The organism is Pedobacter sp. Leaf132 (assembly GCF_920984695.1).
Taxonomy (GTDB): Bacteria; Bacteroidota; Bacteroidia; order Sphingobacteriales; family Sphingobacteriaceae; genus Pedobacter.
This window is the reverse complement of the sequence record NZ_CAKLBO010000006.1, coordinates 59254-75248: the sequence shown is the minus strand read 5'-3', so window position 1 is coordinate 75248 and position 15995 is coordinate 59254. Positions and strand designations below refer to the sequence as shown.

Sequence of the window (15995 nt, the reverse complement as noted above, 5' to 3'; positions counted from 1 at the left end):
ATATCGAAGTGTCAAATCATAAAAATGTAAATGCGCTAACTGCCGGTGGGGTTTTAATTAGTTTGGGTATCGTTTTTGGCGATATCGGTACTTCACCCTTATATACGCTAAACGCGATTTTCACGACAATATTAGGCGGTAAACAGGATATTAATCCAACCAATGTTTTAGGTGTATTATCTTGTATCATCTGGACATTAACGCTACAAACCACTATTAAATATGTTATTATAACATTAAGGGCTGATAACAAAGGTGAGGGCGGAATATTTTCACTCTTCTCTTTGGTTAGAAAAAAGGCAAAATGGCTCGTTGTGCCTGCTGTTGTTGGTGGCTGCGCTTTACTTGCCGATGGTATAATTACACCTAGTATTACCGTAACATCAGCCATTGAAGGCTTAACAAATAAATTTGATGTGCCTGTAATTCCAATCGTTTTAACCATTTTAACGATTCTTTTTATTATACAGCAATTCGGAACAAATTTGGTAGGTAAACTTTTCGGCCCTGTAATGTTTGTTTGGTTTGCCGTTTTAGGTGTTTTAGGACTTTCTTTTATTGTAAAAGATTTAAGCATTTTAAAAGCTTTTAATCCCTATTATGCTATTCATTTACTTGTAACTAACAAACTCGCTTTTCTTATTCTTGGTGGTGTGTTTTTATGTACAACAGGAGCAGAGGCCTTATATTCTGATTTAGGTCACTGCGGAAGGAACAACATTCGCATAAGCTGGATTTTTGTAAAACTTACCTTAATATTAAACTATTTAGGTCAAGGCGTTTGGATTTTGCAAAACAGCCAAACCTATATTCCAGGTGCTAAAATGAACCCTTTCTTTCAAATTGTGCCCGACCAATTTCAGGTGCCAATGGTTATTTTGGCAACTATGGCTGCGGTTATTGCAAGTCAGGCCTTAATTAGCGGCTCATTTACACTTATTGCTGAAGCCGTTCGTTTAAACCTTTGGCCAAAAATAAAAATCGTTTATCCATCAGTTTCTAAAGGCCAGCTTTATGTTCCATCCATAAACTGGATGCTTTGGATTGGTTGCTGCGGTATCGTTTTTCTTTTTCAAAAAGCAGAAAAAATGGATGCTGCCTATGGTTTATCAATTACCATTGCAATGTTAATGACAACCATTTTGGTTAGTTTTTATTTGCGTAGCAGGCGTTTTCCAAAGTATTTAATAGCAACATTCTTTTTCACTTATGTGATTATAGAAGGTACATTCTTAATCAGTAATTTAACTAAATTTTTACACGGCGGTTGGGTAACAGTAATTATTGGCTCTTTGTTATTTACCGTTATGTGGAGTTGGTTTATAGCAAGAAAAATCAAAAACCGCTTTGTTAAATACGTAGAAATTGAAGATTATTATCAAATTTTAAGCGAGTTGAGCAGCGATGAATCTGTTCCAAAATATTCGTCGCAATTGGTTTATTTAACCAGTGCAAACTTCAAAACGGAAATCGAATCGAAGATTATATATTCAATAATTCAAAAGGAACCAAAACGTGCCGATGTGTATTGGCTGGTTCACGTAGATGTAATGGATGAACCTTATACTTTAGATTACAAGGTGGAGTTTTTAATCCCAGGCAAACTGATACGTATCGATTTTAGATTAGGCTTCCGCATAGAACAACGCGTAAACCTGCTTTATCGTAAAGTTGTAGAAGAGTTGGTGAAAAATGGCGAAATTGACATCACCAGTCAATATACATCATTAAATAAACATAAAATTACGGGCGATTTCAGGTTTGTGTTGTTAGAAAAACACTTATCTAAGTTTACGAAATTGAGTTTTTATGAACGTCAGATAATGGATTACTACTTCATTCTCAAAAAGTTAAGTTTATCAGAAGAGCGAAGTTTTGGTTTGGATAGCAGTTATGTTGATGTAGAAAAAGTTCCTTTAATTTTTGTTACGCCAGACGATATCGAATTACACAGACTACCAGTTTAGCATGCGGAAATTTTTGTTAATCGGGGCAATTTGTCTGTTTATTTTGGGGCCTATCGCAAAAATCCTCAAATGGAACAATTCTGATGTTTACATGATAGCATCATTTGTTGGCTTGGCAACCATTACGATTATGGCATTTGTGAAGAAGAAATAAAAAAATACTTTATCGCAAGTCTCTTAATGTTCAATCATTAAGAGACTTTTTTTATTAAAAAATATTTGAAGCATAAAGTAAGTACTGCTTACAGGAGGCAGGCAATCTTTATGGTAACGTTACAATAATGATTTATCACAATTTGTATGTATCACCATCATCTAAACTTTATCTAATAAAACATTACAGCTATTTATTTGTCGATATTATATGATAAATGACACAACACTTAGTAATTTTACTCAAATACAGTTTATTGGAATTTTAATGATTTTATTCGGCTTTATGCTGTTTGCTTTAGTTTTAAGGCGTCAACTTTTAAAAAGACAGGTTCAGGGAATTTCTAAATTTGTAACAACTGATAGAACCTCGTTTTCTAAAAGATCGGAAAATGCGCTTCAAAGAATTGGTATATTGTTGGCGCTTAGTGGAATACTGATTATTACAGTTGATGCGTTAAGTCAATATGAAAAACCCATTGAAAATCAAACAACTCAGTTAATCGATATTTAAAAAATGCTCATCAAAAAATTAGTCTTTCTTCTTTTAATTTTTAGTTATTCTTCAAATGTATTTGCCCAATTAAATGCTGATACGATTAGCAAACAAACTCTCGCTATAAATGAGGTAAAGTTGATTAAAGATCAGCAGCAAAAGCAAATCGATTCTTTAGTTAAAATTCAATTAGAAGAACAATTAAAAAGTGCAGTTGGCGATAAATCAAAAACTAAAATGCTTGAAGATAAGCTTCGGAGCATTGCAGTAAGCGATTCAATAAGGAGCATTGAGCAGGCAGAAGAAATCAAAAAATTAAAAGCGCATGCCAAAGGTTATCCTGTAATACTAAATGCCGATACACTATTTAACATATATACCCGAACAGGCTCTTTTAGTGCAATGGAGCGTGCAGCAGGAATCTCAAAAAAGATAAATACGCTTTATCATGATGCTTTTTATTCGCAAGACTCTTTGAAGATAAAATCCTCTACAGATAATTTTGATATAGTTTACAAAAACCAGGAAATTATTATGACCGTTTCCAACCTTGATGGGTTATGGTTTGGAACAACAAATGCAAAATTGGCAGAAAAATATCTTAAGGAAATTAAAACTACTGTACAAGCGGAAAGAGAATCTCATAGTTTGTTAAATTGGGCAAAAAGAATAGGTTTAGTTGTACTAATAATTGCTTTACTGATTATTATGGTGGCTTTCATCAATTGGATTTTCAGGCAAAGCCGCAAATACATCATCAACCGTACACAAAAAATTAAGGCTGGCTTAAAGCTTGGTACAGTTAAAGTTGTACCAGCAAGCGATCTTGAACTTATCTTTTTAAAGATTAACAGCGCTGTTAGGTTATTGGTAACCTTGCTTCTTATTTATCTATCATTGCCATTATTATTTAGCGTTTTTCCAGAAACTGAAAGCTGGACGAGTACCTTACTAAATTGGATTTTAGGACCTTTAAGAATAGCCCTCAATAGTATTTTCGCTTATATGCCTAATCTCTTTACGATTTTAGTCATCTATTTCATCTTCAAGTTTACGCTCAAAGCAATTAGATACTTTTTTTACGAAGTTAAACGCAGCAATATTCAAATTAATGGTTTCCATGCCGAGTGGGCGATTCCAACGTTTAATATATTAAGGTTTATACTTTACGCCTTCATGCTCGTTATCATCTTCCCTTATCTTCCGGGTTCAGGGTCGGCTGCATTTCAAGGTGTATCTGTATTCTTGGGTATATTAATCTCTTTAGGTTCATCAAGTGCCATAACTAATATAGTAGCAGGCTTGGTTATCACTTATATGAGGCCCTTCAGGATTGGCGATAGGGTTAAGATTGGGGAAGTAACAGGTGATGTAATCGAGAAAACTATGTTAGTCACGCGGATTAGGACGATTAAAAATGAGGATGTAACCGTACCAAATTCAATGGTGCTTTCCAGTAGTACCGTAAATTACTCTAGCCAGGCTAAAAAAAATGGATTAATTATTCACTATGAAGTAACCTTAGGATACGATGTGCCTTGGCAAAAAGCTTATGAAATACTAATAACTGCTGCATTAAAAACAGAATTTGTTATGGATATTCCAAAACCATTTGTACTGCAAACCAAGCTAAACGATTTTTACGTTTCTTACCAAATTAACGCATATACGCATGAAGCCGGAAAGCAGGCTTTAATTTACAGCAGCCTTTTAGAACACATACAGGAAGAGTTTAAAGCAGCAGATATTGATTTGATTTCGCCTAATTATAATGTAATAAGGAAGGAATAAAATAAATAACCATCACGAAAATGAGTTTGAGGTAATTAATTTACCTCTCTAGCCAGTTTACTATTTCTAAATCCATAGGCAAAATACACAATTAAGCCAATTACCAGCCAAATGCCAAAACCAATCCAGTTCGAAATTCCAAGCTCACACATCATATAAAGGCAGCTAATTAAGCCTAAAACAGGTATTAATGATAGGTTTTTAGTTATGCAGTAATAGCAAATCATCACGCAGATGATTAGAAAAATCCACATTGGTATTTTGTGTTTGAAAAGGCTCCAGCCACTTTCATATTTTTTATCGATGGTTATTTTCGATGCGGCAATAAACTGCTCGTATCTATCGGGAGTTAATCCGCTTAAGTAAGATTCCGCATCAATTTTATCGCTTAAAATAATCTGTGGAGCGGCATTTTTTACAATTTCACTTTTAACTATTTTTAATTCATCGCCGTTTAATGAAGTAACAAAATTTACGGTTTGGATAGTTTTAGGTGAATTTAAAAAGAATGCTTTCGTTTCTTTGCCATATTGTACAAAAGCGAATACCATTGCTGCCACAAATGCAACAGGTACTATAAATTTGCTGTTTACATAAGGTATTTTGAATTTGCCACGTTGCACATCCGGACGGTTTTGTAATACCAAAACGCCTGCGCAAACCAATACAAAGGCGAACAAAGTTCCGATAGAACAAAGGTCGGTAACGATGGTTAAATTCATGAAAAGCGAAGGCACAGCCACCACGAAACCTACAACAATGGTTGCAAATGATGGTGTTTTATATTTTGGATGAATTTTAGAAAAGGATTTTGGCAATAAACCATCGCGACTCATGCTCATCCATATACGAGGTTGACCCATTTGGAATACTAAAAGTACGCTAGCCATTGCAAAAACGGCACTAACGGCAATTATACCACTCATTAATTTCAAATCAATCTGGTCGAAAACGAAAGCTAGCGGGTCGCCTACAGCTAAGGTATCAGATTTAACAATTCCAGTTAAGATAAGGGCAATTGCAACATATAAAATTGTACAAATTATAATTGCCCACATCATACCACGAGGTAAATCTCTTTGAGGGTTTTTACATTCTTCTGCGGTTGTAGAAATTGCATCGAAACCGATATAAGCAAAAAACACTGCCGATACACCTTTCAAAACACCGCTAACACCGTTCGGGGCAAAAGGATTCCAGTTTTTAGTATCAACGTAGAAGATACCAACAGCCAGAACTAAAAGGATAACAGCAAGCTTAACAACAACCATTGCATTGCTTGCATTTCTGCTTTCCTTCATGCCACGGTAAATTAATCCCGTGATTAAGATAATAATACCCAATGCCGGAATATCAGCCACTAAATGAAAGCCACCAATTTGAGGTGCAGTTAACCAGGCGTTGTTGGCCAATGCAGTTGCAGTATCTAAATCAGCAAGGTTTTTGCCTGCAGCTAATAGTGCTTCTGCTTGTTTGTGGCCATTATAAGCACTTAAGTAATCCATTGTCATCCAATCGGGTACGTGGATGCCTTCTATACCGAGGGCGGGAATTTTTATGGTGGAGAGTAATCCGGTAAAATAATCAGACCAGGAAATGGCCACTGTAATGTTGCCAATGGAATATTCCATAATTAGCGACCAACCGATTATCCAGGCCACTAATTCGCCAAAAGCAACGTAAGAGTATGTGTATGCGCTACCAGAAACCGGAACCATTGATGCAAATTCTGCATAAGCAAAAGCTGCAAAACCACAAGCAACCGCCGTAAAAATGAATAAGAAAATTACCGCCGGACCGCCATCAGCACTGGCTTTACCAATGGTACTGAAAATACCCGCACCAATGATGGCTGCAATACCAAAAGCTGTTAAATCGCGAACACCGAGGGTTTTATGTAAAGAACTATCATGGTCGCCATAGCCTTTTGCCGCATCTTGTAATATCTTGGAAATGGATTTCTTTCTGAATAGCTTTTCGAACATTTGTTTTGGTTGTTGTATTCTTCAAACTTAAAAAAATATCAGTTAAAAACGTTTAAAGCAAGGTATAAAATTATTAACGATAATTCTTTGTCATGTTTTATAGACTGTAATTTGAAAAGAGTCAACATAGTTAAAAGGAGAAAAATTATTTTATTCTGCCTTCTTCATCAGTCACACTTGTTTTTCTTTCTCTTGATGCCTTAATAGCATTACTTCCTAAACTATAGTTTAGGCTTATTCTAAAAATTCTGCTCTCTTGTTTCTGGCTTAGATTGTAACTTAAAGTTGATAGTGCACTGCTAATTCTTGCTATTCTACTGTTTAAAACATCGTTAATGGCAAATTTTAAATTCAATCTTTTATTGAGTAAAGATTTTTTTAAACCAAAGTCGATTCCATAATAAGGTTTAATTGCGTAGGTTCCATAGATTTGAGCTGAAACAAATTCTCCGGAAAGTTCTGCTGAAGTTGAGGGTGTAATGGTAAAGCTATGGTTTGTATTTATTGCTAAATTTATCTTTTTCCTATTATAGTCAATTCCACCTAAATCGGCGGATATAATTTGGTTATACGTAGTTGTAAACGTATTATCCATATTCCAGAATTTGGTTATAGGTGTTGGATAGCCAATTGTTAAATCGTAAGATAGTTGTTTATCTAAGTTTAAAACTGTTTGATAAAGCGTTTTTTGATCATCATTAGGAAGTAAAACATCCAGAATTAAACTATTAGTAACACTATAACCAAAAGAAACATTAAGTTCTTTTTTGTAGTTATACGAGAGCTGAAAAGCATTAGTGTATTGTGGGTTTAGAAATGGATTTCCCTGACTAAAGGTGTATAGATCGACAAAATAAATAAACGGATTTAGTGATTTATAATCAGGCCTGTCTATACGTCTGCTGTAAGAAAAACCTAATTGATTATTTTCTGATAAATCTTGATTGACCGAAAAACTGGGGAAAAAGTCGAAGTAACTTCTCTTTACAATCTTTTGTTCGTTTATGGAATTACCTTTCGAATTAGTTTGTTCAACTCTTAAGCCAACCTCAATGCTCGTTGTTTTAAATTTTTTCTTAAGATTAGTGTAAGCTGCGTTTATATTTTCATCGTAAATAAAATGATTGCTTCTTGCTAAATCATTTTGCCATTTTGCATCAATTAAATTTTCAAATCTAAAATCATTATCTGTACTTACCCAACTACTTTTTAACCCCAATTCAAATTTAGTATTGGCATTTATTGGTAGCGAATAATCAATTTTTGCTGCCTTAATTTTTATTAACGATGGTGTTAAATTCCTAAAAGTTAATGGTGCTTTATATTGGTTACCGTTAATATCTGAAAAATTATTATTATAAACGGTGTTTTCCTCGCTAAGATATTCCGCATAGTCTAAATCTGCAGAGAACTCTTGTCCAAGTGTATCAATAATAGATTTGTAATTAATATTGTATGCTTGGTTTCGGTATTTGTTAGATGTAGGATTGTTGGCAACGATAGATGAATCAATTTTATTGAGACTCGTACCAATATCAATAACACCGTTAGAACTTTCGTGGCCACTATTAAAATAGCCCGAATAAATAAAACCAACTGTGTTTTTTTTATCGATAAAATAATCTAATCCTAATTTGTAATTGTTATTGTGGGATGAGCGAATCTGAGTATTGTATTGATGGAAATAGGTATTGATAATACCATCATTTGTAATTCGGTTAATGCTTAAATCTTCCTGATATTTATTGTTATTGTTTGCGAAATTACCAAATACATTAAAGTTTCTATTTCTGTGATTGATTGAAATACCTGAGTTGCTTTTAGGATTTTTTCCATAACCAAAACCGAGTTCTATATTGCCATTTGTGCCAAATTCTGCATTCTTTTTAAGCTTGATATTAATTATTCCGGCATTTCCTTCTGCATCATATTTTGATGATGGATTTGTAATTAACTCAATAGATTTAAGTTCACTACTGCTTAATGATTTCAGTCGTGTTGCCAACTGTTCGTTTGAAAGAAATGTGGATTTTCCATCAATTAAAATATTAACACCAGATTTTCCTCTTACACTGATGGCACCATCCTGATTAACCAAAACTCCTGGCATTTTCGACAAAACTTCGAGTGCAGTGTTACCAGTTGCAACAATACTATTTTCAACATTCATTATAATTTTATCTGCGAATCTTTCAATGAAGGGTTTTTTGCCCAAAATAGTAATGCTACCCAAATCATTTGTTACTTCTTCTATTTTGAAATTTTTTTCAATATATGGCTCATTGGCGGATATGTTTACTTTTTCAGAAATTGGTTTGAAGCCAGCTGCATTTACAGAAATAAAATAACTTCCATAAGGTAAATTTTCAAAACTAAATTTTCTTTGATTATCTAAGGAAATACTTTTAGTAAACATTGCGTCTGCTAAATTCTTAAGATCAATATTTGCTGTAATAGGTTTTGTTTTTTCAGATATTAAAATACCTGAAATTTTACCGTTTTTATCTTGAGCCATAATTTCAGGCATGTAAGAAATAAATAGAAGTATGAACAATGGAGCGATTTGTTTCATCTTAATTTGATAACCTTATAATTTGTATTTTCCTTATCTAAAGAAGAATATTACTAAACTAAGGCATTAGGATAATTATAAAGCGTATTTTAACAATGTTTAACCTAATTCACTAATTGCTGCTGTATGAATTTTCTCCCGCAGATTATAAGAATACTCGCAGATTTTAGATTAAATTTAAACGGGTAAAACCAAAAAGTCGCAACGTTTTGTTGCGACTTTTTTTTATTTAAAACAAGTTTGTGTTTATTAGAATTTTCCCTAAACCCTAAACCCTAAACCCTAAACCCTAAACCCTAAACCCTAAAACTATCCTAATTTCTCTAGCTCTTCTTTTACAAAAGCTGCAAGCTCTTTTACATAATCTTCACTAAAATCGAACTTAATGCCTGCCGTTTCGTAAATTTCATTCATTGGTTTGGTATAACCCAACGAAAGCGCCGCAAGGTATTGTTCTAAAGCTTTCTGTGGATTTTCTTTATAGTTTTTCCAAACTGCTATGGCGCCTAATTGTGCAATCGCGTATTCGATATAATAGAATGGAACTTCGAATAAATGCAGTTGTTTTTGCCAAACATTACCAAATTCTTTTTCTAAATCTGTCCAATCTGCAAAACCTGCCCCAAAGCGGTTATAGATTTGCTTAAAAGTTTCTTCTCTATCAGCAGCAATATGATCTGGATTTGTGTAAACCCAGTGCTGAAACTGATCGATAACGGCAACCCATGGTAATGTTTTTAAAACATCGGCTAGCTGTTCTTTTTTAGCACGATTTAAATCTTCAGCATTATCAAAATAAACATCCCAATTATCCATAGAAATTAATTCCATGCTCATAGAAGCTAGCTCTGCAACCTCGGAAGGGCAATGCTTGAAATCATTTAGTTCTAAATCAGCCGTTAAGAAAGTATGAATTGCGTGCCCACCTTCATGAACCATTGTGGTTAAATCGCGAAGCGAATTAGCAGAATTCATAAAAATAAATGGAGCACCAGTTTCTGCCAAAGGATAATTGTAGCCGCCCGGAGCTTTACCTTTTCTGCTTTCTACATCAAAAAGGTTGTTTGCTTTCATGGTTGCAAGCTTATTGCCTAATTTTTCATCAATAGCATTAAAACAAGCTATACTTTTATCAATCAGCTCATTTCCATTATTGAAAGGTTTTAAGGCCGGTTTGCCACTAATGCTTACTTCTAAATCCCACGGTTTTAAAGTTTCTAAAGCCAAAGCTTCGCGTCTTTTTTCCGCTTGTTCTTTTAAAATCGGAACAATTTCTTTTTCAATTGCATTGGCGAAATCATAACAATCCTGCGGGGTATAATCAAAACGACCTAATACCTGGAACATGTAATCGCGATAGTTTTCAAAACCTGCATTAAGCGCAACCTGATTACGAAGTTTTATCAGCTCATCAAATAAAATATTTAAATCGTCTTTATCTACAAGTCTTCTTTGCTGAATGGTTTTCCATGCATTTTCACGTACTTCACGGTTTAAATCTTTAACAAAAATAGATGCCTGTTCGAGCGTGTATTCCTGCCCGTTAATTTCAACACTCATGGCACCGGTAATACCCTGATATTTTTGTTGCTTAACCTGTAATTCGGTAAAAAGTTCAATATTTTCATCACGATATAATTCTAAAGCCTTTTTTATCGCTCTGCTATATACGTAGTATTTCTCTTTATCCAGCTCATCCATATAAGGGCTATCGCTGAATTTTTTATTCAATTCGTTAGATAATGGAGAAATTTTAGGTTCAATCTCTGTTGCGAAATATTGAAAATTCTTAACCAGTTCTTCGTTGGCGGTGTCGCAACTCATTTTTATATATCGCCATGCGAAATCTTCTTCTAAAGCTGCTTCAATTTCAGATCTGTCTTTAAGCCACTGTTCTAATTCTGAAGCACTATTTAGCTCACGATTTTGTAATTCGGTGAAAATTGGTTCTAAACTTTCCCAAGTGATGTTTAGTTCCTGTGGTATATATTTTCGAGGTTTTTTATTTATAATCATCGGTATTAATTATTGAATTGAGAATTATTAAATTTTGAATGAATGATTGAATGAATTTGTCTATCGCTTTAAGATTGCTTCGTGCCTCGCAATGACGATGCCGTAAATTTATTAATTCATTCAAAATTCACTCATTCTTTCATTACTTATTACTTCGTTCTTATGTAGGCATCAATTAAAAAGCATATTGCAAATACAACCGAGGCATAACCATTTAATGTTTGAAAAGCACGATTTACCTTACTAATGTCGTTAGGTTTTACCAATAGATGCTGGTAAATAAGCATCGAACAGAAAAATGCGATTCCTACATAATAAACCCAACTAAATGAAGTAAAAAACACCGGCAAAATTACACAAACAGCAGAAAGTACATGCAGTAGAACTGATACATTAAGCGCATTTTTTATGCCAAGAGCAGACGGAATTGAATGTAACTTTTCAGCTCTGTCGAAATCTTCATCCTGTAAAGCATAAATAATATCAAAACCACTAACCCAAAAAAGAACGGTAAAAGAATACAAAACGGGTACAATTGCAAACTCACCTGTAACAGCAATGTAAGCGCCAATTGGTGCGAGTGCTAAACCTAAGCCTAATACCAAATGGCAAAGTGCCGTAAATCTTTTGGTATAACTGTAAAACAATACCACAAACAGTGCTACCGGCGACAAATAAAGGCAAAGGGGATTAATGAAATAAGTTGTTACTGCAAATAACACACAGTTGGCGATTACAAAAATCAAAGCCTCTCTGGCAGATACCTTTCCTGCCGGAATATCACGCATTTTGGTACGTGGGTTTTTAGCATCGATGTTTCTATCCAGATATCGGTTAAATGCCATTGCCGAATTACGGGCAAAAACCATACATAGTAAAACTAAGATAAGTTTGTACCACGAAAATGGATTATCAGTTGTGGTTACGCCTAAAAAAAAACCAATCATTGCGAAAGGCAAAGCAAAAACTGAGTGTGCAAATAATACGAGTGAAAAGTATTTTTTCATTAAGAACAGGGTTAACTGTTTAGATTATTAAGTTGTTAAAATGGTTAATTGCTCAATTGATAATTGCTAAATTGGTTATTGTTTAATTACACAATCGCTAACCAATGAACCAATGCCTAATGAACCATTGAATTAATTAATTAAAACCGCTTATAATCAGTTGGTACAACAAAATCTTTATTTACTTCCGTGATGAAATTTAATACATCATCTTTTCCATTTCCTTTTTCGGCTGATGTAATAAATGTTGCAGGAATTTCCTCAAAAAAATCACCAAGCTTTTTCTTAAAGGCGGCAACATTTTTTTGAGTGATGGTCATGCCTTGTTTATCAGCCTTTGTAAAAATTAGGGAGAATGGAATTTGTTTTTCGCCCAACCAATAACAAAATTCAATATCAATTTGTTGCGGTTCCAATCTGCTGTCAATTAATACAAAAACACATTGTAAGCTTTCTCTTTTGGTAATGTAAGCACGGATAAATTTTTCCCATTTCTCTCGGCTTGTTTTAGAAACTTTAGCATAACCATAGCCAGGTAAATCTACAATATACCAGTTTTCATTTATTAAGAAATGGTTTATCAGCTGTGTTTTACCTGGGCGTTGTGATGTTTTTGCCAATCCATGATGGTTAACCAACATATTAATTAATGAAGATTTACCCACATTCGAACGCCCTATAAAAGCATATTCGGGCATTAGCGGAGCCGGCAAGGCCGAAATTTGGGTATTGCTGCAAACAAAAGTTGCGGTTTTAATAATCATATAGCAAAGGTAGGCTTTTGAGTCGTAAGTCGGAAGACCCAAGTCGGTAGTTCAAACTTATTAATGCTTTAAGAATGTAAATTTTGAGATTAGACTTCCAACTCCTGACTTCTGACTCCAGACTTTTTCCCTATCTTTGCTACATATCATGAATCAGAATATAACTCCATATCAGGCAGCAGATGCAACTAAAAAAGAACAGGTTGCAACCATGTTTAATAATATTTCAGGTACTTACGATTTTTTAAATCATTTCCTATCCTTAGGTATTGATGTTTTATGGCGAAAAAAGGCAATTAAAGAACTCGTGTCTTTGCATCCAAGAATTATGCTTGATGTTGCAACCGGAACCGGCGACTTTGCTTTTGAAGCAATTAAAAAACTTCAGCCAGAAAAGGTTATTGGTGTAGATATATCTGAAGGTATGTTAAGTGTTGCCAAAAAGAAAATTAATGAGCGTAGTTTAACTGAGGTGTTTTCTGTTCAGGTTGGCGATTCGGAAGGTTTGCATTTTAATGATGATACTTTTGATGCCATTACCTGTGCCTATGGTGTACGTAACTTTGAAAACCTGGAGCAAGGATTATCTGATATGTTTAGGGTTTTAAAACCTGGCGGCAAAATGGTGGTCTTAGAGTTTTCAAAGCCACGCGTTTTCCCTGTAAAGCAATTGTACAATTTTTATTTTAAACACATCACACCTTTCTTCGGAAAACTGTTTTCAAAAGATCATCGTGCTTATAGCTATTTGCCAGAATCTGTAGCGGCATTTCCAGATGGTAATGATTTTACCGGTTTAATGGAAAAAGTAGGTTTCAAAAGTACCAAACAATCAATTTTAACGTTTGGAATAAGTTCTATTTACACCGGTACTAAATGATAAAAAAAGTAAGTTTAATCATCTCCTTCTTTTTGATAACCTTTACTGCCTTTGCCCAAAATTGGGGTGGAGGTGTGGATGATGAAGATTTACATTTTGGCTTTAGCTTTCAATATATCTCTGCAGAATATAAAATTTTAAAAAAGGCAAACTGGCGTGATATTTATTATGATCCTGCAGATAATACTAAACAGCTAACCACACCAATGACAGCTATTTCCAGTCCACCTCAGGTAGGATTTGGTTTGGGCTTTGTGGTAAATAAAAGAATCTCCGAAAACTTTGATTTGCGTTCTACACCTTCATTAATTTTTAGCGATAGAATTATAAAATATGAATACGAACCTGGGCCAGCCGTTGCTGAGGATGTAAACTCATCGATTACACCGCCGGCATTTCAAACGGTTATCGAAAAAAAGGTTCAGGCTACAATGTTCGAAATTCCTTTAACGTTAAAAATTAAATCAAACCGTTTAAATAATTTTAGAGCATATTGGATAGGCGGTGCAAAATATTCAATGGATATCGCCTCGAAAAAGAAAACTTTTGACGAAGGTGAAATTCCTTTAAATAAGCTGTTGAAAAATAAAAGGAACTATTTATCTTATGAAACTGGCATCGGCTTCGACTTATATTTCGAATATTTCAAAATGTCGCCCGAGATAAAAGTTTCATATTCTATAAACGATTTGCTACAACATGATAACACTGCTTTTGCAAATCCATTAGATAAAACCAAGTTACGCCATTTTACATTCAGCTTGTTTTTTGAATAGTTAGGCAAACCAAAAAAACTTACCTTTGTTGCCATAGTTTAAGTAACACTAAGTACGTTGCTTTTTCAAAATTCATTAAAAAATGTCTAAAATAGCTTTAATTACGGGCGCAACTTCTGGCATTGGCGAAGCTTCTGCACATATTTTTGCGCAAAATGGTTACAACCTAATTTTGGTGGCTCGTCGTGAAGAGCGTTTGAAGAAAATTGCACATCATCTTGAAGATAAATATGCAATTACCGTTCAGCAAATTGTTGCCGATGTTCGCGATAAAAACAACATAACAACTTTGTTTGAAGCATTACCTGCAGACTGGAAAAATGTTGATGTTTTAATAAATAACGCAGGCTTAAGTCAGGGGTTAGAACCCATTGATAAAGGTAATACTGACGATTGGGATACCATGATGGATACCAATGTTAAAGGTTTATTATATGTTACCAGAGTTGTTTCTAACTGGATGATACCAAATCAATCGGGTCATATCGTTAATATAGGCTCCATCGCCGGACTTGAAGTTTATCCAAATGGAAACGTTTATTGTGCCAGTAAGCATGCTGTAGATGCCTTAACAAAGGCAATGCGTATCGATTTATTGCCTCATAAAATTAAAGTAACATCAATAAATCCGGGTGCAGTTGAAACAGAATTTTCTGTAGTTAGGTTTAAGGGAGATGCAGACAGAGCTAAAAAGGTTTACGAAAACTTTGAGCCTTTAATTGCTGATGACATTGCCGATGCCATTTGGTATGCAGTAAGCCGACCAAAGCATGTAAACATTAACGATATGCTGGTAATGCCAACCGCACAAGCTACCGGAACGATAATAAACAGACAATAAATTTGCAGCTTCGGGTTGCCGGTTAATGGTTATGTGATTGGGCATTAAATTTTTAATCCCGACAACATGTAAATTATAACAGATAACAATAATATGATATCAAATACGATAGATCAAGAAATAAAAAAAGCCATGCTGGCTAAAAATGATGCACAATTAAGAGGTTTAAGAGCCATAAAAGCCGCTTTGCTTTTAGCTAAAACCGAAAAAGGTGCGTCAGAAGAAATTACAGAAGAAACAGAACTGAAAATACTTCAGAAACTGATTAAGCAACGTCGTGAATCGGCAGATATTTATAAGCAGCAAAATAGAGAAGATTTATATAAAGTAGAGGAAGAGGAGATAGAAGTTATCAATCAATTTCTTCCAAAACAATTGGATAGGGCAGAAGTTGCAACCATCATAGAAGATGTTATCAAACAATCTGGTGCTACATCAGTTAAAGATATGGGCAAGGTAATGGGTTTAGCAAACAAGGCACTTGCCGGCAAAGCCGATGGTAAATTAATTGCTGAATTGGTTAAAGAGAAGTTGAACGCATAAAGTTAAGATTCGTTAGTGAAAAAGCTGGATGTTAACTGTAGGCAGTAGAAAGTTGTATGTATTACCTAACAAACAAGCATCAGAAAGCAGTAAACTAAATTAAAAACGACGATATGGGTATAAAGCGAACTGTTTTTATACCGTTTTTAATTTTATTTCAGAAAAATGCGGTGTAAATGCCAAAATTTGAATTTACTCTACTAA

At 34.3% G+C, this 15995-nt stretch carries 12 protein-coding genes; 7 read left to right on the top strand and 5 right to left on the bottom strand.

Going from position 1 to position 15995, the window contains the following annotated elements:
- The first annotated feature begins 8 nt into the window (after window positions 1–8).
- The 3 genes from LUA86_RS12615 to LUA86_RS12605 all read left to right on the top strand — a co-directional run bounded on the left by LUA86_RS12615 (window position 9) and on the right by LUA86_RS12605 (window position 4407).
- On the top strand, window positions 9–1967 hold the full coding sequence (locus LUA86_RS12615) for a KUP/HAK/KT family potassium transporter (RefSeq protein ID WP_231463245.1): 1959 nt from the start codon (window positions 9–11) through the stop codon (window positions 1965–1967).
- A 364-nt stretch (window positions 1968–2331) separates the two neighbouring features.
- Window positions 2332–2634 carry a hypothetical protein gene (locus LUA86_RS12610; RefSeq protein ID WP_231463244.1) on the top strand — a complete coding sequence of 101 codons (303 nt, stop codon included), beginning with the start codon at window positions 2332–2334 and terminating at the stop codon, window positions 2632–2634.
- 3 nt (window positions 2635–2637) lie between these two features.
- Window positions 2638–4407, top strand: coding sequence for a mechanosensitive ion channel family protein (locus tag LUA86_RS12605; RefSeq protein WP_231463242.1), 1770 nt, complete (start codon window positions 2638–2640; stop codon window positions 4405–4407).
- A gap of 35 nt (window positions 4408–4442) precedes the next feature.
- On the opposite strand, the gene LUA86_RS12600 is transcribed toward LUA86_RS12605, so the two are convergent.
- The 5 genes from LUA86_RS12600 to yihA all read right to left on the bottom strand — a co-directional run bounded on the left by LUA86_RS12600 (window position 4443) and on the right by yihA (window position 12751).
- Window positions 4443–6392: an amino acid permease gene (locus LUA86_RS12600; protein WP_231463240.1), complete on the bottom strand. Its 1950-nt coding sequence runs from the start codon at window positions 6390–6392 to the stop codon at window positions 4443–4445.
- 145 nt (window positions 6393–6537) lie between these two features.
- The gene (locus LUA86_RS12595; protein ID WP_231463238.1) at window positions 6538–8964 is read right to left on the bottom strand and encodes an outer membrane beta-barrel family protein; all 2427 of its coding nucleotides are present in this window, start codon (window positions 8962–8964) and stop codon (window positions 6538–6540) included.
- A 309-nt stretch (window positions 8965–9273) separates the two neighbouring features.
- Window positions 9274–10980, bottom strand: coding sequence for a M3 family oligoendopeptidase (locus tag LUA86_RS12590; protein WP_231463236.1), 1707 nt, complete (start codon window positions 10978–10980; stop codon window positions 9274–9276).
- A gap of 149 nt (window positions 10981–11129) precedes the next feature.
- The gene (locus LUA86_RS12585; protein WP_231463234.1) at window positions 11130–11987 is read right to left on the bottom strand and encodes a UbiA-like polyprenyltransferase; all 858 of its coding nucleotides are present in this window, start codon (window positions 11985–11987) and stop codon (window positions 11130–11132) included.
- A 140-nt stretch (window positions 11988–12127) separates the two neighbouring features.
- Complete coding sequence (gene yihA / locus LUA86_RS12580; protein ID WP_231463232.1) at window positions 12128–12751, bottom strand: ribosome biogenesis GTP-binding protein YihA/YsxC; 624 nt, start codon at window positions 12749–12751, stop codon at window positions 12128–12130.
- Between the two features lie 148 nt (window positions 12752–12899).
- On the opposite strand from yihA, the gene ubiE reads away from it, so the two are divergent.
- The 4 genes from ubiE (at window position 12900) to LUA86_RS12560 (ending at window position 15791) form a co-directional block, all read left to right on the top strand.
- Window positions 12900–13631 carry a bifunctional demethylmenaquinone methyltransferase/2-methoxy-6-polyprenyl-1,4-benzoquinol methylase UbiE gene (ubiE, locus tag LUA86_RS12575; RefSeq protein WP_231463230.1) on the top strand — a complete coding sequence of 244 codons (732 nt, stop codon included), beginning with the start codon at window positions 12900–12902 and terminating at the stop codon, window positions 13629–13631.
- Window positions 13628–14407: an outer membrane beta-barrel protein gene (locus LUA86_RS12570; RefSeq protein ID WP_231463228.1), complete on the top strand. Its 780-nt coding sequence runs from the start codon at window positions 13628–13630 to the stop codon at window positions 14405–14407. The genes ubiE and LUA86_RS12570 overlap by 4 nt, the downstream gene beginning before the upstream one ends.
- A gap of 82 nt (window positions 14408–14489) precedes the next feature.
- Window positions 14490–15248: an SDR family NAD(P)-dependent oxidoreductase gene (locus LUA86_RS12565; protein ID WP_231463226.1), complete on the top strand. Its 759-nt coding sequence runs from the start codon at window positions 14490–14492 to the stop codon at window positions 15246–15248.
- Window positions 15249–15341: 93 nt separating this feature from the next.
- On the top strand, window positions 15342–15791 hold the full coding sequence (locus LUA86_RS12560; RefSeq protein ID WP_231463224.1) for a GatB/YqeY domain-containing protein: 450 nt from the start codon (window positions 15342–15344) through the stop codon (window positions 15789–15791).
- Window positions 15792–15995 lie beyond the last annotated feature (204 nt).